The organism is Snodgrassella alvi (genome assembly GCF_040741455.2).
In the GTDB taxonomy this organism is placed as follows: Bacteria; Pseudomonadota; Gammaproteobacteria; order Burkholderiales; family Neisseriaceae; genus Snodgrassella; species Snodgrassella alvi_E.
This window is the reverse complement of sequence record NZ_CP160328.2, coordinates 693,568-714,571: the sequence shown is the minus strand read 5'-3', so window position 1 is coordinate 714,571 and position 21,004 is coordinate 693,568. Positions and strand designations below refer to the sequence as shown.

The window sequence follows — 21,004 nt, the reverse complement described above, 5'->3', positions numbered from 1 at the left end:
TCCCAATTATCGTGCAGGGAGTATACCGAATGAGTGAACAACAAGATACGCAGTCTGGTCAGTCTCCGGAACAAGGTAAGCAGCCATTGCTGGTGAATACACAAGGTGAAGTGCGTGTACCTCCTGAATCGACTACATCCGCGGCAGCTGAACCTTCAGATAAACAAAAAGCCGGCACCCATCAAACTAAAGATTTTCAAAAAAACAACACAGGATCAGGAATGTCTGTACCTCAAGAAACCAGCCGGCCAGCTGCAGTGAAACAAGTATCTGGTACAGGTAAGGGAATAGCACTGGGTGCTTTGGTACTGTCGATACTGGCATTGGGTGCCAGTGGATTTTTATTCGTTGAGGGGCAAAATCTGCTGAAAAATCAGCAACTTCAATTTGATCAGAAAATCGAAAATGCAGGTATTGGTGCCAGTAAAACCGCAGCTACAGTGGAAACAAGTTTGGCACGGGTTGATGAATTGAGTAAGCAATTGCAAGATTTGCAAACGCAGCAGAAAACGCAGGGTGAAAATGTTGATCGTCTGACACGTGCTTATCAGGAGCTGGTAAAAAGCCGTACTGATTGGCTGGTTGATGAGATTGAGGCTACACTAAATCTGGCTGCGCAGCAGTTGCTGATATCGGGGAATGTTCCGGTGGCTGTAAATGTGCTGGAAAATCTGGATAGTCGTTTGGCACGTTTTGACCAACCTCAGTTATTGCCAATTAAAAAAGCCATCAGCAGTGATCTCGAAAACTTGAAAGGTCGTCCATATCTTGATGTGGCCAGTGCCTCTCTCCGTCTAAATCGTCTGGAATCTGGCGTTGCAGGCTTACCTCTAGTCGTTGATAATCAGTTGCAACCCAATGTTTCTTCTGGTACGGCAACTATTAATCCAAATGCATCATGGTGGCAGCGTACGTGGCAAGCTACACTGCATTCGCTAAGTAGTATGGTAGAAGTTCGGCATATTAATCATAATGATTCGATGTTAATGTCGCCGGAACAAATTTATTTTGTACGAGAAAATCTACGTCTGCGTTTGTTGGATGCGCGTATTGCGCTGATTCAGCGGCGTAGTGAGGTTTATGCCGCTGATTTGAACACAGCCGAGGCCACGGTTAAACAGTATTTTGATGGTAGCTCTGCGGCGACACAATCTTGGCTTAAAGAGCTGTCTCAACTGAAAATGTTGAATGTTCAGACTAATCAGGACAGTAATCTTTCTGCAAGTTTGGCAGCAGTGCGAGATTATCAGCATCAGGCTGGTATGGATATGTCAACTGCGTTGCCGGATTTTAGTGCTTCTAGTGCCAGCAGTGCTTCTGCTGTGCCCGAAACTCATTCAGCAAAAGCAGCCAGTGCGGAAAGCGCTAAAAATGCAACAGCAGCTTCTGCCGTGCAGGGAGAACATTCATTATGAGATCTTTGTTATGGTTGATTATACTATTTATAGTGGCTGTAGCTGTGGTACTGGGTGCCAAGTATTACAGTGGTGATGTTTATATTGTCGTAGAACAGACGTTGATACGGATTAATCTGCAGCTCTTTATCGGTATGGTGCTTTTGACGGTGGTAATGCTGTATATTTTGCTGCGCATTGTTATGGGTTTTGTGCATCTCCCCGGCCATTGGCAACATTGGCGCATAAATCATCAGCGCCATCAGGTTGAAACGGCCTTGAATCATGCTGGTTTGGCTTATTTTGAAGGACGCTATCAGTTTGCTGCCCGAGAGGCTGAACGAGTGCTGCGCAATAAACAGGGTCAGCATAGCCGATCACTGGCTTTATTGCTGGCTGCTCACAGTGCAGACCAAATGGATGATATGAGTACTCGAGACCGCTATTTAAACGAGGTGGCCAAGCTGCCCGAAAAACAGCAACTCTCACGTTATCTGCTGCTTAGTCAATCAGCTCTGGCTCAGCACAATGAGCAGCAGGCAAAGAGTGCATTGGATGCTGCGGCCAAAATCAATCCGAATTTAACTCAGCTTGTGAAACTACAACTACGCTATGACTGGGATCAGCATGATGCACGAGGAGTATTGCAGCAAGTGGATAAGCTGAGCCGTGCAAGTGCATTAAGTGATAGTGAACAGCAGCAATATAGATATTGGGCTTACCGGCAATTACTGGCTGAAGCCAAAAATCCTGTTGAACTGAAAAATAGTCTTAAATCAATACCAGTGGACGAACAAGAAAGCTTGTTGAGTGCAGATATAGTAGAAAAGTATTTACAGCTAGGGATGTACACACAGGCTGTGAAATGGGTAAAGAAATATTATCCACGTAGTCATGATGCTGCATTGTTACCAGCTTTTAATCACGCTAATCAGTATTTAAGCAGTAAAGAACAGCAAAAAAATATGATAGCAGCGGATAAGTGGTTACAACAGGAGCCACAGAATGCGGATTTGTTATTGCTGATGGGTGAGATGAGCTACCAGCAGCAATTATGGGGTAAGGCGAAAAATTATTTAGAAGCGAGCTTGCAAGCGAAAAGCAATAATGTGACCAGATTATTGTTGGCAAAAGTGCTGGAGCAATCGGGTGAAAATGAGGCCGCAGAAGAGCAGCGTACTCAGATTCTGTCCAGTATCAGTAATGATGATGAGTTGTAATTTTTTATTTTGATTTTAACAGGCAGTCAGTACATTTTTTGCTGACTGCCTGAGGTAGATTATGGCAGTTTTACATAACGATACTTTTTTACGAGCTTTATTGAAACAGCCAGTCGAGTACACGCCAGTATGGCTGATGCGTCAGGCTGGACGTTACTTGCCTGAATACCGCGCTACTCGCGCCAAGGCTGGTAGTTTTCTGGCGTTATGCCATAATACCGAGCTGGCTACAGAAGTCACATTGCAACCACTGGAACGCTTTGCACTGGATGCGGCGATACTTTTTTCAGATATTCTGACTGTACCTGATGCCATGGGTCTGGGCTTGCACTTTGTGGAAGGTGAGGGGCCTAAGTTTATGAATCCGCTTCGGCAGGAGCAAGATGTACAGCGGTTGCATGTACCGGATATGCAGCGGTTGCGCTATGTGTTTGATGCTGTAAACAGTATTCGGCGGGCTTTAAACGGACGTGTGCCATTAATTGGTTTCAGTGGTAGCCCGTTTACATTGGCCTGCTACATGGTTGAAGGTAGCGGTAGCCGAGATTTTCGTTTATTAAAAACTATGATGTACCAGCGGCCGCAGTTATTGCATCATATTCTGGATATCAATGCACAATCGGTTAGTCTTTATTTGAATGAGCAAATCAGAGCGGGCGCTCAGGCTGTGCAGATTTTTGATACTTGGGGCGGTATTCTCAGTGATGCAGCCTTTCAGGAGTTTGATTTACGCTATCTGCAACAGGTGATTTCTGGCTTGCATAGAGAAGCAGATGGCCGGCAAGTACCAGTAATTGTGTTTACTAAGGGCGGTGGGCAGTGGCTTGACCAGCTGGCTGATTTGGAAATCGAAGCTGTGGGGGTGGATTGGACTGTAAATTTACATCAGGCACGTAAGTTAGCTGGTGATCGAGTAGCTTTGCAGGGAAATCTTGACCCGTTGGCATTATTTGGTAATTCTGAAAGTATTGAATGTGAAGTGCGTCGTTTACTGAGCGATTATGGTAAAGGTAGCGGCCATGTGTTTAATTTAGGACATGGAATTAATCAATATACTGATCCAGAAATGGTAAAATTTGTTGTAGAAGCAGTACATAATTTGTCAGTTCCATATCATCAGATTTAGTCATCACTAGATACTGACAACTACGGGGCTCATACAGTTTTCAGCTAAATTACCTTAATGTACAGGCAGGCACAGGAAGTGATGATTCCGGTACCTGCCAGATTTTTGTCTGGCTGTTATTTTATTTGCGTATTCATTCTTTGTTGCTTTATTTTTATAATTAATCTTTTTTTGTGTTTAAGAACAACAGGTCAGCTTTTATGTTACACAATATTCCTTGGGCAGAAATTTTTGTTGTTTTACACGTGATGGTGGTGACTGTTCTGATGGTACGAGTGTTGTATCACCAGCGGAATACAGGTGTTTCTGTTGCTTGGATATTAATGCTGATGGCGTTTCCTCTTGTTGGTGCTGTGGCCTATTTGCTGATTGGTGAACCCAGACTAGGTTCGCGCCGATTGCGGCGTCAGCGGGAACTGGTGAAGTTTTATCATAAATTCAGTGATACCTATCTGCATGATTTCAATCAGCATGCTTGTAGTGGTCTGAATGAGCGTTATCATGGAATCAGCCTGATTGCAGCAGACAAAACTGGTTTTGAGGCTACTGAGTACAATCATCTAACTTTGCTGACACATGATGAGGAAATTATTTCTGCTATCCGCCACGATATTCAGCAGGCCAAAACGAGCTGCCTGCTGGCTTTTTATATTGTTGATCCTCAGGGTGTGATTGTCGATTTGCTGAATGATGCTATGGCGGCTGCTCAACGAGGTGTAGTGACCAGTATGCTGGTGGACAGTATTGGCAGCGCTAGATTCTGGCGTAGTGACTGGCCGCGGCGATTACGCAGTGCTGGTATTACTTTGACAGAAGCGTTACCTATACAGCTGTGGCGTACATTTTTTGTCCGTGCTGATTTGCGTAATCATCGCAAGATTGCAGTAATCGACCAGAAAATTGGCTATACCGGTAGTTTTAATCTGGTGGATCCTCGGTTTTTTAAAAAGAATGCTGGTGTCGGGCAGTGGGTGGATGTGATGATGCGCTGTGAAGGCAGTTTGGTTCAGCCACTAGCTGCTGTGTTTGCCGGTGATATGGCTGTAGAGACCGAATCTAATTTGATGCAGGTACAGCAATGGGTTGACAGCTATGGCAAACAAGCTCTAATGCAAAATTTGCAGGTTGCACAAAAAGAAAAGACCGGAGTGGTAGTACAGGTAATTCCATCAGCACCTGAACAGGGAAGTCCGGTGATTTATGACACGATTGTGAACGCTATTCATGCCGCGACACGCCGGATTATGATTACAACCCCATATTTTGTACCGGATGATGCTTTGCTACTGGCACTGACTACAGCAGCTACTCGAGGGGTGGAAGTAACCCTGATTGTACCTGAGGCTGTAGATTCGAAACTGGTTAAATATGCTTCTCGAGCTTATTATCCGATGTTGCTTCAGGCCGGTGTTAAAATTGCTTTGTTTAAAGGTGGTTTGTTGCATGCTAAAACACTGACTGTTGACAGTGATTATACGCTTTTTGGAACGGTTAATATGGATATGCGCAGTTTTTATCTGAATATGGAAATTAGTCTGGCCATTTATGATGAAGGTATGACGGAAACGATTGTTGCTTTACAAAACGGCTATCTGCGTGATTGTGAGTATATTGAACTTAAAGCATGGCAGGCGCGTTCCAAATGGTGGGGACTAGTTGAAAATTCTGTGCGTCTCGTCGGCCCATTATTGTAGCGGTTTGTGAATGTATACAAAGCTGTCTGGTACAAACCGGCAGCTTTTTTTATTAGCTGATATTGTAGATGCAGTCTGTGCAGAAACAACTTCAGGTGTGAGTGAGAACAGTTAGTAGCTTGAGTAATCAATGTTTACTGATAAACTGCTGTTATTAATATTCTTTAAATATTTTTTTGTTTTGTTTATTATTTTTGTCAATATTTACAGATAATTAGCTGCTTATTTTATGTCTATTTCAGAATGTATAAATATTTCTGTTATATTTATGTATCTTTGATTTAGGAAGTAAATATTTACAAATAATATTTCTTTGAAAAGTTTACTTTTTATGTATATTACTTATTCTAACATTTGATAATTATGTCTTACACACACTTGAAGAAATTGGTTTTGTCACTGGCTATGTTGCCTGCTGTTGTTTATGCAGAAGATAAAGATAATGCTCAATTGCCAGATATAGAAGTAACTGCTTTACGCACGCATGCATCATGGCTGGATACAGCAGCCTCTGTGCATACCGTTAATGCCAGAGCGCTAACTGATACACCTAAAACGAATATTTCCGATGCCCTAAAAGGTATTCCGGGTTTACAAGCTCTGGAACGGGAAAATTATGCTCAGGATATGCAAATTTCGATGCGTGGTTTTGGCGCGCGTTCAACATTTGGGGTGCGTGGTATTCGCATATACGTTGATGGTATTCCAGCGTCTATGCCAGATGGGCAAGGGCAGACTTCTAATATAGATTTGAACTCTTTAGATAAAATAGAAGTGCTTGGTGGCCCTTTTTCATCTCTGTATGGGAATTCCTCAGGAGGAACAATACTGGCAACTACCCGTGAAGGCGAAGGTAAGCCCAGTGTTAGTCTTGGATTCAATACCAGCCGTTTTGCTAAGCAGCAAACTTCATTTCAGTTGCAGAGTGGGAGTGAATCAGCGTACCTGCCAGCCTATGATATCAGTTCCAATTATTTTGATACCAATGGATATCGCGAGCACAGCGATGCACGGAAGGTACTGAATAATGCTAAATTTACATGGAATCTGAATGATGGCAGTACAGTGAATTGGGTGCTGAATCAGGTACGCATCAGAGCGGCTGATCCCGGCGGACTGACACGTGAACAATGGCAGGAGAATCCGCGCCAGATTGCTCAAAATGTCAGAGATTACAACATGCGTAAGGAAATTGACCAAAGCCAGACTGGTTTAACTTGGGATAAACCCATTAATGAGCATAATAGTCTATATGCAATGGTTTATGCCGGCCGTCGTCATGTAGTGCAATATCAGTCGATTCCGGCCAAGGCGCAAACCGCTCCTAAGCACGCAGGAGGCGTGATTGATTTTACCCGACATTATTATGGAGCCGATTTGCGTTGGCTAAACAAAAACACTTTGCCCAATCTCACTCTTATTGGGGGAGTGGCATTTGACCGTGAGAATGAAGACCGGCAAGGATACAATAATTTTAACGGCAGCCATCTGGGGATGAAGGGTAATTTGCGTCGGGATGAGTACAATACTTTATGGAATCTCGACCCATATATGCAGTTTTCGTGGCGTTTTGTGCCGAAATGGCATGTGGATGGAGGCTTGCGTTATAGTAACGTACATTTTAAAACGCAGGATCATTATCTAGCTAATGGCGATGATAGTGGAGCACTGCGTTACCACAAACTATTGCCCAGTATTTCGCTAGGCTGGGATTTCCGGGATGATGCGGCTGCGTATATTGCCTATGGCAAAGGTTTTGAAACGCCTACTTTTACTGAAATGGCTTATCGGCCAGATGGTATGGCCGGTTTTAATTTCAATCTTAAGCCTTCTTCCAGCGATACTATTGAAGCAGGACTGAAATTTGACCAGCAATGGGGAATATTTTCTGCAACAGCATTTCACACTGAGTCACACAACGATATAGTCTCAGCCGTATCAGCCGGAGGCCGTAGTACATTTCGTAATGCTGACCGTACCAAAAGATATGGCGCAGAGTTAGGCTGGCAGAAAACACTGTGGCAAAATTTGGAGGCGCGGGCTAGCTACTCATATGTTGATGCCAAATTTGATAGTGATATACCGGCGCTAGGAAAAGCTGTTGCTGTGCGTAAGGGAAGTAAAATACCCGGAGTGGCACAGAATCAATTGTATTTTGGTTTGCAATGGCAACCGAAGCAAGGATGGCAAGGTGGTATGGATGTTCGTTATATGGATAAAATATACGTTAATGACAGCAATACTGATCATGCCCCTGGTTATGCGCTGGCATCTGCCAATATTGGCTATGAATGGGCTTATCGAGGCTGGACATTAAGCAGCTACGCACGTGTTGATAATCTGTTTAATCGACGTTACGCTGGTTCGGTGATTGTCAATGATAGTAATGGCCGTTATTTCGAACCCTCTCCTAAACGGACTTTCAGTACTGGTCTTAATATTCGCAAAGCTTTATGATAAAAAAGCACTGATTTAATCAGTGCTTTAACGGCGTAATTTATCTAACGCAATGTTCTCAATTAATCCTGCTGAATTCCGGCTATTAACCATTCTTGCTGATTACTAAGCGGTTTGACAAAATGCCAGACTTCGCTGAACGGTTGCTGAGGGCTGCCCAGATTTTCACTGACTAGTCCACTGAAGCGTACGCTGGCAATGTACTGACCATTTTCCTGTGTGCTGTCTACCAGTTCGGCATTGAGGTCGCTGAATTCGGCCGTATCCTGATTCTGGATAATATCGTCGCGGATGGCGGCAAACATTTCAGGTGTAAAGTAGCGTCTAATTTCTTCCAGATTCGAGGCATTATTCATGGACTGCACATGATTAAAACGTTGCCGTGCAAAGCGAAGAAATGCTTCAGTATTGCTGCCATCAGCCATACCCGAAAAATTGTTTGGCATGACAGGGCTATTGTTGCTTAGATTTTGACCAAATATGTTGGTACGGGCACTATTACTGCTATTGTTCTGAGTGCCGAAATGATTGCTGTTTTGCTGAGTATTGTAAGGTATATTGCCCTGATTATTTTTTTTTGCTGCAAAACGGCGATACAAATAGACTCCGCCAATCACAATAATGAGAAGCCATAGCCAGCTAAACCCGCTTTTTTTCTCTGGCTGCGCCATTTGTGTCTGCTGATTAGCCTCAGGGATGGTCTGATTATCAACATTATTAGTCGCATTATTGTAATCACTTGCAGGGGTAGCGTTGGTGGTAGCAGGTTGCTGCTGGTTGTGGTTTGCCATAGCATGGCCGGCTAATGCACCAATTGCTGCTCCGGCAACACCGGCACCAATGACTCGCGCAGTACTGTTTCCACGAGGCTGAGCCTGATTGGCGTAACCATTCTGATTATTACCGTATCGGTAATCATTGCGTCCAGAATTTGAATAAGAGCGTGACATACCTGCATTATTACCTCCTCCTAGACGGCTAGACGAAGAATTTGCATAATTGCTGCGGTTGTACTGATAGGAAGGGCTGCTATACGTGCTGGAATAGTTGGATCGTGACATACCACGGTTTCCTCCGCCTCCAATGCGTTTGGCTTCTGCTAAAGGGCTCAAGGTAAGGCTGAGGATGACAGCTGAAGCAATGTATCGTAGTTTTCGATTGTCCATTATTTGGATACTTTCATATCTTGAATATTAAAGTTAACTTTACTGTACATAGCGTTGAAAAATAAGATTTCAAGCAAAAAAACCAGCAATATTTAAACTATTTTACGGTTTAATGGTAGCTTTTGCGAATTGCAGTCGGCATTTTAGCGAAAAATAACTGGCATGGTGTGATGAACTTCAGCGTTAATGAGGTTTGGATTGAGTTTGTTAAACAGTGCTCATCAGTGAAGAAATTTGCAGCTTGCTGTTATTTATTTGATAAAAATGGGGATATCTTGATTAAAAGGATTGCTGGTAGATAAATTAAATACACTTCAGATAAAAAGAACCCTCTGTGCCAAGGGGAGAAGCAGCAGAGGGCCAAAATAATGTTTCGACAAGAGAATACTAAAAAGCATTTGAAATCTTGAGGTTATACGCTTGTTGCTGCGTATGGATATCATCTTAATGACTTAGACTGTTTTTTGCAGAGAAAGTTCATGTATTTTTGTTATATTTTGTAATTTTTCTTTTTTTGGAATCCAGGCAAGGTGATGTTGTAGCGATAAACGATTAAACGGCTGATGACACCACTGATAAACAACACATTAATGCTCAATGGTGTAACCATATTCCAATGATTCAATATGCATAATAGCAGCCCGAGTAATATTGCTATAGTTCCATAGATGTCACTACGCAAAATGATCGGGACTTCATTGACTAAAATATCACGCAGAATCCCGCCACCCACTGCAGTAACAAAGGCTAAGGTGACTACGCCAAACCAGTTTAATTTCAATGCTAAGCCGACTTCGGCACCAGTCAGGCTGAATGCAGCCAGACCGAGCGCATCTGCTACCACAAACCATACTGCAAGAACTCGGTGACGCTGATACTGAATATGAAATAACCACGATAATAAAAGCGTAATAAAAATAGTCCACAATGAGGTATTGCTTTTAAATATCATCGGAATATGTCCGATAAGGGCATCGCGCATCATGCCGCCGCCCACTGCAGTGAGTAAAGCTACGATTATTACACCGAGAATGTCTAGCCTTTTACGAAATCCGACTAAATAGCCAGACACAGCAAATGCTACAGTACCAATAATGTTAATCAGCTGAAAAATAAGATCAGTATTGAGCATGTTGCAGTTTATCGAATTCAGGTTGAAAAAAACGCCAGCCACCTACCGGTAAATCTTCGGCTTGCCAGGGACCAAATGCGCTACGGTGTAAAGCAACTACCCGATTACCCGCAGCTGCAACCATGCGTTTAACCTGGTGATACTTTCCGGAGGTAATGGTAAGCAGCAGGGTATGGGAGTCGGTCAGTTCAGCCGTTTCTGCTTGTACAGTTTCATTGTCATCATGTAGCAATACCCCTTGCTTTAACTTCATACACAAACTTTCATCAGCAGCATGTTTCAGGCTAACTCGGTAAATTTTAGGTAGCTTGTGTTTAGGCGAGGTACAGCGATGATTAAACTGGCCATCGTTGGTCAAAATCAGAACACCGGTGGTATCTGCATCTAGCCGGCCAACAGCTTGCATATTCAGATGGCGCAGTGGTTCGGGTAATATGCTGAATACACTAGGATAAAACTGAGGTTTGTGTGAAGTTTCGTAGTCGGCAGGTTTGTTTAGCAGAATATAAAAATATGGCAATGGCACAGGTGGGAGATTCACTTCGTCAATTTGCAGACTGCTTACATTCGATGGTTCTATCTCCATGCGTGCATCGGTACAAAGCTGCCCATTAATGAGTACAGCGGCATCTTTAATCAGCACCTGACATTGTTTACGGCTGCCCAGACCCTGCGCTTGCAGGTATTTCAATAAATGCATAACAAATTAACCTTACAGGCCGTTATTTTCTCGATAAATTAAAAAAATAAAAGCGTATCTACAATAAACAATGGAATAAGTATAGTTAAAGACCAACCCATGTAGCCAAAAAAACTGGGCATGGCGATATGCTGCTGCTCAGCGATTGATTTAATCATCAGATTAGGTGCATTGCCAATATAACTGAGTGCTCCCATAAATACTGAGCCCATGGAAATAGCCAGCAGTGTTTCAGGAAATTGCAGCATAAGTAATTGTGCTTCACCACCGGCAAGATTAAAAAATACCAGATAGGTTGGCGCATTATCCAGAAAACCGGATAAAACACCACTCATCCAGAAATACAGCGTATTGACAGGCGCTCCATTGTGGTGAATGAAATTGACTAGTTGCCTAAACTGACCATCTGATCCTAATTGCAGTATTGCCATTACAGGTGCAATGGTAATAAAAATGCCGATAAACAGCTTTCCGACTTCTTGCATTGGTGCCCAGTTGAATTCATTCTGCTGACGCAGTGCGGATGGAGTGTACTTCAGTCCGCATAAGGTAATCAGCAGTAGTAAACCATCACGAATACAGGCTATTAAGCTAATTTCTATGCCAAAAAACTGCCAGATTGGATAATTTTTACATAAACCAGACAATAGTATGATAACTATTACTGCCAGCAAAAACAGTAAGTTGATTTTACCTTCAATCCTCCACTTAGCATTATATGGCTTGGGTAGAGTTGAGGTTTTGGTTTCTCGCAACCATAAAAATTGATCTATAAAGGTAAATACACCCAGTAAAAGCACTGTATTCAGCAGTACCGGTAATATCATATTGCTGATTGTCCACTTGAATCCAACACCTTTTAGAAAGCCCAGAAACAAGGGTGGATCACCAAGCGGTGTTAAACCTCCACCGATATTAGCCACTAAGAAAATGAAAAATACTACTATATGAGCACGATACCGTCTCTGTGCATTGGCACGCAGTATAGGCCGAATGAGTAGCATGGAAGCTCCGGTCGTTCCCATCAGTCCAGCCAGAACGGTACCGCTTGCTAAAAGTAAAACATTTAATTTAACACTGCCAATACCACTATTCCGAATTACTATACCCCCAGAAAGGGTATAGAGCGCCAGTAGCAGAAGCATAAATGGCAGATATTCCTGCAGTAGCGTATGCAGAACAAGTGAAACACATGTCATGATACTGAATTGCCAGCATAGTGGTAGCAGGAAGATACAGCACCATATAGCAATAATTTTGCCACTATGGTGATGCCAAAGATGTGGTATCAGTAAAGGACTGACAGCAATGGAAAGAAGCATGCCAATAAAGGGAAGACACCACCACAGACTCAGTTCGTTAGCTGGTAAGCCAGCAGCCAGCACTGTTGCAGGTATAAAGAAGCCGATAAATGCACTGACATAGCGCAATATGTGACTTTTTTGGCACAAAATGGCTAAAGCGGACAGAGAAGAGAAATGGGATACAGGAAGCATTACAAAGGTGGTTTATTTTAACAAACGCGATTTTAACAACAAAAATAAAAAATGGTTGAAGAAAAGTTTTTCTGTTTTAAAAGAGAATGGAAATAGGGAATTTAAATCAAAGATATTAAAGATGTATTGTCTATAGATTGTAACCGACGTGCTTTAGTTAAACTGTAATCTTCTGATCTATATAATTGTAATCTCTATTCAGTGCTATTTTTTTTATGTAGTGGATATTCTATGCCGAGGCTAGACCATCCTTCCGTACCCATCGTGCGCAATAATGTTTTGTTGCGTTCAAAAATAGACCCTGCATCAGGAAAGGCGGCTACAGCTTGATCTATACTGCTTTCTCTAATCAGATGCAGTATTGGATATGGGCTTCGATTTGTATAATTGGTAATGTCTTCAGGTGGTTCATCAGCAAACTGAAAATTTGGATGGAATGGTGCTATCTGAATGGTGCCTGTGGCATCAATATCTTCTAAAACTTGTTCGGCAAGAGCCACTACGTCGAGGAAAACCTCAAAATCAGCGAATAATTTTGGTTCAATAACTAATGTGGTTTCAATTTCAGTGGCTGGTGTCTGTAGTAAAAGGTGTAATTCGTTTTCTAGCAAATCAAGAAATGCATCAGTATGTCTAGCATGGCTGATACTGAAGCGCAGTCTGTGTAGCTGGTATGGTCTGCGAGCAAAAGGGCAAAGATTCAGGCCGATTACTGCCCGTTCTAGCCATTGCTGGCAAATGGCGGAGATATCATCATCAGAATAGACATTGGCAGACATAAATCTCGATATTGCCTTTATATTAACTGTTTTAACATTTAGAAATAATTGATTAATCAGATTGTGCCTGGCTCATCGTTTTTTTTATATACTAACTGATATTCAGGTGTTCCAGTGGTAAAGAAGTCGTTGCCTTGATTTCTCTCAGAACGAAACTAGATTTGGCATCTTCCACCCCTGGTGTGGCCAGCAATGTTTCCAACACAAAATGTGAGAAAGCATTCATATCGGAAAAAAAAGCTTGAAGAATATAATCTGATTCGCCGGTTAAGGCAAAACAGTTTAGAACGTGCGGCCAATTTTGCACTGCTTGAGTAAATTCATCTCGTTTTTGTTTATTCTTGTTTACACTGACATGAATAAAAGCCTGTAATCCAAGTGCAACGTGGTTTGGGTCTAGTAGCGCAGCATAGCGACGGATGATTCCTGATTCTTCAAGCTGCTTTAGCCGGCGTAGGCAAGGTGAGGGCGATAGTGCCACACGCTCGGACAGCTCTACATTGGTAAGACGACCGTTGTCTTGTAAAACTTGCAGGATTTTTAGGTCGGTTTTATCTAAAAAACTTATTGCCATAATGCAAGGATCCTGAGGATTACTGCCGCATTGATGCAACAGGCAGCGAAACATAGATTAAAGTTAAAGTTTATGAGTGATGCAAAATTGCATTTTATTACATAAAAAAGTTTATTTTGACATTAATTTAATTTTAATACTAGTTATTCTGAATGATTTTTGTTTATCTATCTACTTTAATAATATAAAAAAATGTAGTCAGCTATTTGTGATAACTGAAAATGAATATTTTAGTGTAAAGTTTCAAAGTTAAGCTATATACGTCAAGGTTTGATTAATATTTCGTTCTGTTTTTACAAGTAATACAAGTGCAACTCATAATTATAATAAATGAATTTAAAATTACCATACCTGTGCATTTAAAAACATCTATTTGTCTTACGACACCAATATAAGCAATATTTTTTTAAAGTTGTTGAAGTGATTTAGTCTAAATGTAATGAAAAAAAAATTTATTGAATGAAAATTTATTTACTATCATGCGTGAAATTATTACTGCTGAAAATCCAAAGTTGTTCTCAAACCTATTGAAAAGCAGAAAAGCAATATTTCATATAAAGGGTATAATTACCATTCCACAAAATTTAACTCAGGTTAAAAAACATTATTCATAACCCTTTGCTTCACCTATCTTGATGATTTCACATGATTGATAAGTGAAGTTGAATAGTTTTAATCGATTATGTCTGACTTATCTGCGGCTTTAGCCAAACCTAAACTAAATCTTGCTCTCATATTTACCGTATTACTCATCGGGGCCCTGGCTTTTGTGCAAGTCTATTCTGTGCAGTCCATATTGCCTGTGCTAATGCAGGAGTTTCATGCCAGTGCTGCTACTGTAGGCTCAACCGTAGGCGCTACTATACTGGCAGTCGCATTGATGTCTCCATTTCTGGGTATGATTTCGGATGCTTTCGGACGCAAGATGTTTATTGTTGGTTCAATCATATTTATCGCTATCCCAACACTGGCTCTGTCTTTTGTGCATAGCATCAGCTTGCTTTGGTGGCTGCGATTTGTACAAGGGTTGGCAGTTCCCGGTATCACTGTAGTATTGCTGGCTTATATAGGCGAAGAATTCAGTGGCAATCCGCGCATCAGGCTAATGAGTTTCTTTGTTTCCGGTACAGTGCTTGGTGGCTTTCTTGGCCGGTTTTTGATGGGATATCTCACTGAATTTATCGGCTGGCGACATGCATTTATGATAATGGGTATCATCAGTTTGCTGGGTGGCATACTGGTTTGGCGCAACTTGCCAGCATCCAAAAAGTTTGAAGCTAAGCCACAGGTTTCAACCGCATTGAAGACTCTCTGGCATCATCTGCACAATCGTTACGTTCTTGCGGCGTGTGCACTAGGTTTTTGTGTACTGTTTTCATTGGTTGGATGTTTCACTTATATTAATCTGTATTTGGATCAGCCACCTTATAATCTTTCAAGCTCGCAACTAGCCAATATATTTGCGGTGTATTTAATAGGTATGATTATTACGCCGTTGTCAGCTCGTCTGATTATCAAATTTGGAACTAATCTAACTGTATTAATGGCCATGAGTTTGTCGATTTTCGGCGTATTATTAACATTATTGCATCCATTGTGGATGATTGTTTTGGCACTTGCCGTGATGAGTAGTGGTATTTTTATTACTCAGTCTTCCACCATCACTTATATATCTGCGAATGTCACAGAAGGCCGTTCATTGGCTTCTGGGTTATATTACATGTGTTACTATGCTGGTGGTTTTATGGGTTCACTGCTTTGTGGCCATGCTTTTGAAAGTGGTGGCTGGTTTATGACAGCAGTCACATTGATTAGCGCTCAACTGCTGGCTATGCTGATAGGTGGTGTACTGATGCGAAAAAAGGCTGAACATAATTAGCCTTGAGCACATGTGCAAAGCTAGTAGACGATAATCATTTCCTAGTAATAAAGAAAAAACCAGACCACAACTTCAATTTATCAATAAGATAATTAGCTTTATCTGCCATAGAAAACACATGTGTAATGAGCAGTAAAACTGACGCACTAAAATCTATGCCAAGTACAAATAGGGATAATCCTTATATGGTTGTTTTTACTTTATCGAGTGGTAAATTACGTTAGAATCTGTTTTTCTGATTGTAAAAGGGTGCATCATGCAACCATTGTCACATTATCCGATTGTGATTATCGGTGCTGGTCCGGTGGGTATGCTTGCAGCCCTGATGTTGCAGCAACAGGGAAAATCTGTATTATTGCTAGAGGCTCGTGCCGCCGGCAGCAGATTGACCGATCAGCGTACACTGGCTTTGTCGTATCACAGTATTCAAATATTTCGTCATGCTGGAGTGGAACTCCCGGACGATGTTTTTACTTTCATTCAGAAGGTGCACGTTTCGCGGCAGCATCATTTTGGTCGAGTACTGTTGTCAGCTCAGGATATAAATCAGCCTTATCTCGGTGCCACCATTGATTATGTGAAATTGGTTCAGGCCTGTGAACAAGCACTGACTAAACTTCGGGTTCCAGTACAATGGCAGACTAAGGTAGAAAAAATACATACAACGCCACATTGGGCTTCTATCCAGTGCCAGAGTCAGTTTCAGACACGCATATTTACTGCGCAATGGCTAATTCTCGCTGAGGGCGGTAATTTGGCCGCAGACTTACCTGATATTCAGATACGCAGCCACGATTATCAGCAACAGGCCTTGGTCAGTACTCTTAAATTTGAATTCCCCAATCAATCCGTTGCTTATGAACGTTTCACCCTTAACGGTCCATTGGCATTATTGCCGTATACAAATGATTTTCGTCTGGTATGGACATGTACGCCGCAGGAAGCAAAACAACGCCAGCAGATGGATTTGGATACAATGAATCAGCAGTTACAAACGGTGCTGGGAAACCGTCTTGGCCGGCTTTGTCAGATAGGTAATGTGGCAACTTTTCCCCTACAATTGCGGCAGCTTAGCCGTGTTTACAGCCAGCGGGTAATCTGTATCGGTAATGCAGCTCAGACCATGCATCCGGTGGCTGCTCAGGGACTGAATTTGGGTGTACGTGATGCAGAAACACTAAGTGCAGTATTTGGCTCATTTGATATTGCAAAACTGGATAATGATATTTTGCCACGAAACTATGCACAAGCACGTGCTTATGATGCGAATGCGGTTGTAGGATTCACACATGCTTTGGTTCAACTGTTTGATCATGCCCATAGTGGTCTGGCTTACGGCCAGAGTTTAGGGATGAGCATTCTGGGTGCTATACCAGCTTTCAGACAGTCATTTACCAAACAATTGGTTTATGGTCTGAATTCATCCTTCACAGATTTTGCTGAATAAGAATATTGGCATGATAAGGACGTAAAATGCAGCATAAGCAGCAAACAGATTTTGACATCATTGTTCTTGGTGGTGGGCTAATTGGAGCGACATTGGCACTTATATTGCAGCAGCAGGGCAAAAGTGTATTACTAGTAGAAAAAGCACCACCAACAACCAACCTGACCAGTCTGACTCAATCATGGGATGCGCGTATCTATGCAGTTAGCCCAGCCAACCAACAGCTTTTAAATAAATTAGGTGTATGGCCAGTCGAGAGAGTACAGCCAGTAAGCCGTATGGAAGTATATGGCGACACCAATGGGCATATCAGTTTTGATGCAGCCAGCGTAAAAGTACCTTATCTGAATTACATGCTTGAAAACCGCTATTTGCTAGCCAGAATATGGCATGCTTTGGTAGAGACTGATGTAACCATTGTGCAAAGTAAGCCCCAAATGATAAGCACTGATGTCTGGTCAGCACAGCTTACATTAGAAAATGGCTCTTCTTATCGCAGTCAGTTACTCATAGGTGCTGATGGTGCTCAATCGTGGCTACGGCAGCAGGCAGGTATTACAGTAAACGTTTCACCGTACCAGCAGCAAGGTTTGGTAGCTAATTTCAACACAGAAAAATATCATCACGGCTGCGCTTACCAGTGGTTTAGTCATGGCGATATTCTTGCTTATCTGCCTTTACCAGGGCATCAAATTTCCATTGTTTGGTCTACAGCTTCCGCAGGCAAGCTTTCACACCTGAATGGTGAAGATTTTGCTTGTAAAGTAGCTGAAGCAGGCAATTATCAGTTGGGTGAACTAAGCCCGATCACTCCGGTATTTGCTTTCGACCTTATTAAGCGCCAGCCGCAGACTATCATCAGTCAGCGTATAGCTTTGATTGGTGATGCAGCACATACCGTTCATCCTTTGGCTGGACAAGGTGTTAATCTGGGTTTCGCAGATGTAGAATATCTCAGTCAGTTGCTAGCACATGCCGAGGATTTAGGTAGCTGGTCTTTGCTCAGACAATATCAGCGTTCTCGGTTACTAGCAGTGCGCACAATGCAGCAGGGTTGTGATGGATTGTTCAGACTGTTTGCCAATAATTACCTACCCGGAATAAGCTGGTTGCGCAATCAGGGAATGAATATGGTGAATAATTTAGATTCGCTTAAAAATCAGCTAATTCGTCAAGCTATGGGGCTGTAATAATCTCAAGCCTAAATACTGTAAAATAAATTTTAATTAATGAGTAGAAATTTATATCTTTGTATTGAAATATTTTTATTTATAAAAATGTATGAATTGTTGCAAATTTTAATAAAAAATTGATTTACAGTTTCGTTGTTGCTCGTTTTTCCAATCAATATGAATGTGTAAAATACTCTTCGTTTAAAAATTGATATAAATATAGATTAATAGGCACCCAGATAAAAGTGCTATATTGTCAATCATCAAATTGCATTAATCTGGTACACCAGCCCATTTTGATCAATAACGTTTATCTTATCACATCATAATATCAAGGCTGAATTAAGACTTAATTGCTGCATATTTTGCATGGGTAGCTCTTTAAGTTATTTCTTTCTCTCAGAAGTGACTTTTGTGATATAAAAAGCTCTAAAATTAGCTGCTAGACTCAAAAATGATTGAATTATTAAATATTAATCCAGATGATATAGGGACAAAATACGCATAAACAGAATAAAATTATTTTAATATTATTGATTATGTATTTTTATATTGATGAATTTATTTAATTTTTATCAAGTTATTATACTGTCTGTAACTAGCTTGATGTCGAAAGCTTATCTGTTTATTACTATTTTCAGGTTAGAATGTTTGGAATAAATATTTTAACTTTCACAACGCATGTGTTTTTGACTAATTTGTGATTGTTAAGCTTCGGATATTCTTAGAAATACGTGTTATTTGTATTATTTATTATTTTTTGGTTTTTTAGCCTGAGGAATTAATAGAGCATAATGTAATGATTTGGCTTTTTCTTAAGCTCACACATCGGCTTATTAAAATTTAAAATAAAGTAAGTTAATACGTATATTAAGATTGATATTTGTAATGCCTAAAACTCAAGTTTTAGTTCGAGTACTTTGATTGAGCAATATCAGAAAAAAAACTCAAGCTATATCTGAACTGATTAAAGGCTTACCATTGGATGCAATATTATTTGGATTAATTATCACAGTTAAATTCTAGTTTGTTTTCTCAAGTTTGCATAGAAAACTGCTGATATCACACTCAAATCTGTAACTGAATAAGACTGTACGAAGATAATCAAAAAATTTGCTGTGTACCAATTCTTTGTAGAGATGTTATATTCTGCTATAAATGGGATTAAAAATTTGAACAGTTTTAAACATCTAAGGTCTGAACTCATTTGTACAAATTTGTGTATTTATGAGTATAGGCGAGTATAGAATGGTGCCCGGAGCCGGAATCGAACCGGCACGGCCGTTTTAAGAGCCGACGGATTTTAAGTCCGTTGTGTCTACCTATTTCACCACCCGGGCGGATGGAAATTAATACAAAAGATGTATTAATTTTTATGTTGGAGGCGGGGGCACGGATTTAAACCGGCCTACACAGCTTTGCACACTGTGGCATAGTCACTCTGCCACCCCGCCATAAAACTATTCAAATTATCTGGAGGCGGGAGTCGGAATCGAACCGGCGTACACGGATTTGCAGTCCGCTGCATGACCACTCTGCCATCCCGCCTTAAATCTTAAATATTTACTCAATCGGGTAGAGCAACTACTAAATCAAAATCTGGAGCGGGAAACGAGTCTCGAACTCGCGACCTCAACCTTGGCAAGGTTGCGCTCTACCAACTGAGCTATTCCCGCATTTTCACTTTATACATGTGAGCATGTTTTTTGGAGCGGGAAACGAGTCTCGAACTCGCGACCTCAACCTTGGCAAGGTTGCGCTCTACCAACTGAGCTATTCCCGCATTTCACTTTATACATGTGAGCATGTTTTTTTGGAGCGGGAAACGAGTCTCGAACTCGCGACCTCAACCTTGGCAAGGTTGCGCTCTACCAACTGAGCTATTCCCGCGGTGCTCATTCGTACTGAATGAAGAAGCAACATTATATCGATGAAAAAATCTGTGTCAAGGCTATTAATGAAGCTTGCTTGTTTTTTTTTGCTTTCACTATGATTTTTTAAGATTTAAATTCTTTAGTAGCCATTTTTAAATAATACAGCATGGACCAGATGGTCAGAATGCAGGCCACAAGCATCAGAATATTTCCAATTTTCCATAGCAGATTGGGTTCTGCTAATGGGGGAGATGTCATCAATAGTATAAATATGGCACCCATTTGAGCAGCGGTTTTGAATTTGCCTAGTTTGGCTACTGCCACACTATTGCGTTTACCCAGTTGGGCCATCCATTCACGCAAAGCAGAAATGGTGATTTCCCGCCCGATAATTATCATGGCAAATATAGCGTATGTGCGGCCGGTTGCTACTAGCAATATCAAGGCTACAGCTACCATTAGTTTATCGGCAACTGGGTCAAGGAAAGCACCAAAATTAGATGTTTGCCCCCATCGGCGTGCCAGATATCCATCAAACCAGTCAGTAATGGCCGCGGCTGCAAAAAAGCCTGCCGCTAGCCAGTTGATAATCTGACGGTCGCTGATCCAGTCTGTAGGCAAATAAAATAAGAGGGTGAATACAGGAATGATAAGGATACGCAACCAAGTGAGCAATATCGGAAAATTCCATGGCATAACGGGGTGTTCCTGATGGGTTTAAGTTTGGTTAGTTCACATGATACCTGTTTGATCGTTTTCAGGTAATTTTTTATTATTCGTTGTTGTCCGCATCAGTGCATAGAGAGATGTAGGTTCTTAATTTCAAAATAATATCGGTTAAATATTGCTTTGGTTCTAGATATGAGCAGTAATATTCAAATCTTTAATCAGGCA

At 41.4% G+C, this 21,004-nt stretch carries 16 protein-coding genes and 6 tRNA genes; 9 read left to right on the top strand and 13 right to left on the bottom strand.

Going from position 1 to position 21,004, the window contains the following annotated elements; translation table 11 throughout:
* Window positions 1-29 precede the first annotated feature (29 nt).
* From ABU615_RS03320 to ABU615_RS03300, 5 genes are all read left to right on the top strand, one after another.
* Entirely contained in the window at window positions 30-1,415 is a 1,386-nt protein-coding gene (locus ABU615_RS03320) for a uroporphyrinogen-III C-methyltransferase (protein ID WP_267391063.1), read from the top strand.
* Window positions 1,412-2,614 carry a heme biosynthesis HemY N-terminal domain-containing protein gene (locus ABU615_RS03315; RefSeq protein ID WP_267391064.1) on the top strand — a complete coding sequence of 401 codons (1,203 nt, stop codon included), beginning with the start codon at window positions 1,412-1,414 and terminating at the stop codon, window positions 2,612-2,614. Before ABU615_RS03320 ends, ABU615_RS03315 begins: the two co-directional genes overlap by 4 nt.
* Before the next feature lie 61 nt (window positions 2,615-2,675).
* Window positions 2,676-3,740, top strand: a complete 1,065-nt coding sequence (gene hemE / locus ABU615_RS03310) for a uroporphyrinogen decarboxylase (RefSeq protein WP_370389210.1) — start codon at window positions 2,676-2,678, stop codon at window positions 3,738-3,740.
* A gap of 200 nt (window positions 3,741-3,940) precedes the next feature.
* On the top strand, window positions 3,941-5,434 hold the full coding sequence (gene cls / locus ABU615_RS03305) for a cardiolipin synthase (protein ID WP_370389209.1): 1,494 nt from the start codon (window positions 3,941-3,943) through the stop codon (window positions 5,432-5,434).
* Window positions 5,435-5,797: 363 nt separating this feature from the next.
* Window positions 5,798-7,891, top strand: coding sequence for a TonB-dependent receptor domain-containing protein (locus ABU615_RS03300; protein WP_370389208.1), 2,094 nt, complete (start codon window positions 5,798-5,800; stop codon window positions 7,889-7,891).
* 62 nt (window positions 7,892-7,953) lie between these two features.
* Here ABU615_RS03300 and ABU615_RS03295 read toward each other — a convergent pair whose 3' ends face one another.
* From ABU615_RS03295 to ABU615_RS03280, 4 genes are all read right to left on the bottom strand, one after another.
* A complete protein-coding gene (locus ABU615_RS03295) occupies window positions 7,954-9,057 on the bottom strand; it encodes a Tim44 domain-containing protein (RefSeq protein WP_370389207.1) in 1,104 nt (367 codons plus the stop codon).
* A 490-nt stretch (window positions 9,058-9,547) separates the two neighbouring features.
* A complete protein-coding gene (locus tag ABU615_RS03290; protein WP_100141331.1) occupies window positions 9,548-10,189 on the bottom strand; it encodes a trimeric intracellular cation channel family protein in 642 nt (213 codons plus the stop codon).
* Complete coding sequence (locus ABU615_RS03285; protein ID WP_370389206.1) at window positions 10,176-10,889, bottom strand: pseudouridine synthase; 714 nt, start codon at window positions 10,887-10,889, stop codon at window positions 10,176-10,178. Before ABU615_RS03285 ends, ABU615_RS03290 begins: the two co-directional genes overlap by 14 nt.
* A 38-nt stretch (window positions 10,890-10,927) precedes the next feature.
* Window positions 10,928-12,340: a sodium:proton antiporter gene (locus ABU615_RS03280; RefSeq protein ID WP_370389205.1), complete on the bottom strand. Its 1,413-nt coding sequence runs from the start codon at window positions 12,338-12,340 to the stop codon at window positions 10,928-10,930.
* Between the two features lies 1 nt (window position 12,341).
* Here ABU615_RS03280 and ABU615_RS03275 point away from each other — a divergent pair, with 1 nt between their 5' ends.
* Window positions 12,342-12,521, top strand: coding sequence for a hypothetical protein (locus ABU615_RS03275; RefSeq protein ID WP_367490985.1), 180 nt, complete (start codon window positions 12,342-12,344; stop codon window positions 12,519-12,521).
* Between the two features lie 58 nt (window positions 12,522-12,579).
* On the opposite strand, the gene ABU615_RS03270 is transcribed toward ABU615_RS03275, so the two are convergent.
* Both ABU615_RS03270 and ABU615_RS03265 read right to left on the bottom strand, forming a co-directional pair.
* Window positions 12,580-13,164, bottom strand: a complete 585-nt coding sequence (locus ABU615_RS03270; protein WP_267408744.1) for a DUF1415 domain-containing protein — start codon at window positions 13,162-13,164, stop codon at window positions 12,580-12,582.
* A gap of 91 nt (window positions 13,165-13,255) precedes the next feature.
* Window positions 13,256-13,738, bottom strand: coding sequence for an Lrp/AsnC family transcriptional regulator (locus ABU615_RS03265; protein ID WP_100141327.1), 483 nt, complete (start codon window positions 13,736-13,738; stop codon window positions 13,256-13,258).
* A gap of 682 nt (window positions 13,739-14,420) precedes the next feature.
* On the opposite strand from ABU615_RS03265, the gene ABU615_RS03260 reads away from it, so the two are divergent.
* The 3 genes from ABU615_RS03260 to ABU615_RS03250 all read left to right on the top strand — a co-directional run bounded on the left by ABU615_RS03260 (window position 14,421) and on the right by ABU615_RS03250 (window position 18,254).
* Window positions 14,421-15,617, top strand: a complete 1,197-nt coding sequence (locus ABU615_RS03260) for an MFS transporter (protein WP_370389204.1) — start codon at window positions 14,421-14,423, stop codon at window positions 15,615-15,617.
* A gap of 256 nt (window positions 15,618-15,873) precedes the next feature.
* Complete coding sequence (locus ABU615_RS03255) at window positions 15,874-17,064, top strand: FAD-dependent monooxygenase (RefSeq protein WP_370389203.1); 1,191 nt, start codon at window positions 15,874-15,876, stop codon at window positions 17,062-17,064.
* 26 nt (window positions 17,065-17,090) lie between these two features.
* Window positions 17,091-18,254, top strand: coding sequence for an FAD-dependent monooxygenase (locus ABU615_RS03250; protein WP_370389202.1), 1,164 nt, complete (start codon window positions 17,091-17,093; stop codon window positions 18,252-18,254).
* A gap of 1,231 nt (window positions 18,255-19,485) precedes the next feature.
* Here the strand turns inward: ABU615_RS03250 and ABU615_RS03245 are convergent.
* The 7 genes from ABU615_RS03245 to pgsA all read right to left on the bottom strand — a co-directional run bounded on the left by ABU615_RS03245 (window position 19,486) and on the right by pgsA (window position 20,806).
* A tRNA-Leu gene (locus ABU615_RS03245) sits at window positions 19,486-19,576 on the bottom strand.
* 39 nt (window positions 19,577-19,615) lie between these two features.
* A tRNA-Cys gene (locus ABU615_RS03240) sits at window positions 19,616-19,690 on the bottom strand.
* Between the two features lie 20 nt (window positions 19,691-19,710).
* Window positions 19,711-19,784, bottom strand: a tRNA-Cys gene (locus ABU615_RS03235).
* Between the two features lie 52 nt (window positions 19,785-19,836).
* Window positions 19,837-19,912, bottom strand: a tRNA-Gly gene (locus tag ABU615_RS03230).
* Window positions 19,913-19,943: 31 nt separating this feature from the next.
* Window positions 19,944-20,019: transfer RNA gene (locus ABU615_RS03225), tRNA-Gly, on the bottom strand.
* A 31-nt stretch (window positions 20,020-20,050) separates the two neighbouring features.
* Window positions 20,051-20,126: transfer RNA gene (locus tag ABU615_RS03220), tRNA-Gly, on the bottom strand.
* 107 nt (window positions 20,127-20,233) lie between these two features.
* Window positions 20,234-20,806, bottom strand: a complete 573-nt coding sequence (gene pgsA / locus ABU615_RS03215) for a CDP-diacylglycerol--glycerol-3-phosphate 3-phosphatidyltransferase (protein ID WP_100141323.1) — start codon at window positions 20,804-20,806, stop codon at window positions 20,234-20,236.
* Between the last annotated feature and the right edge of the window lie 198 nt (window positions 20,807-21,004).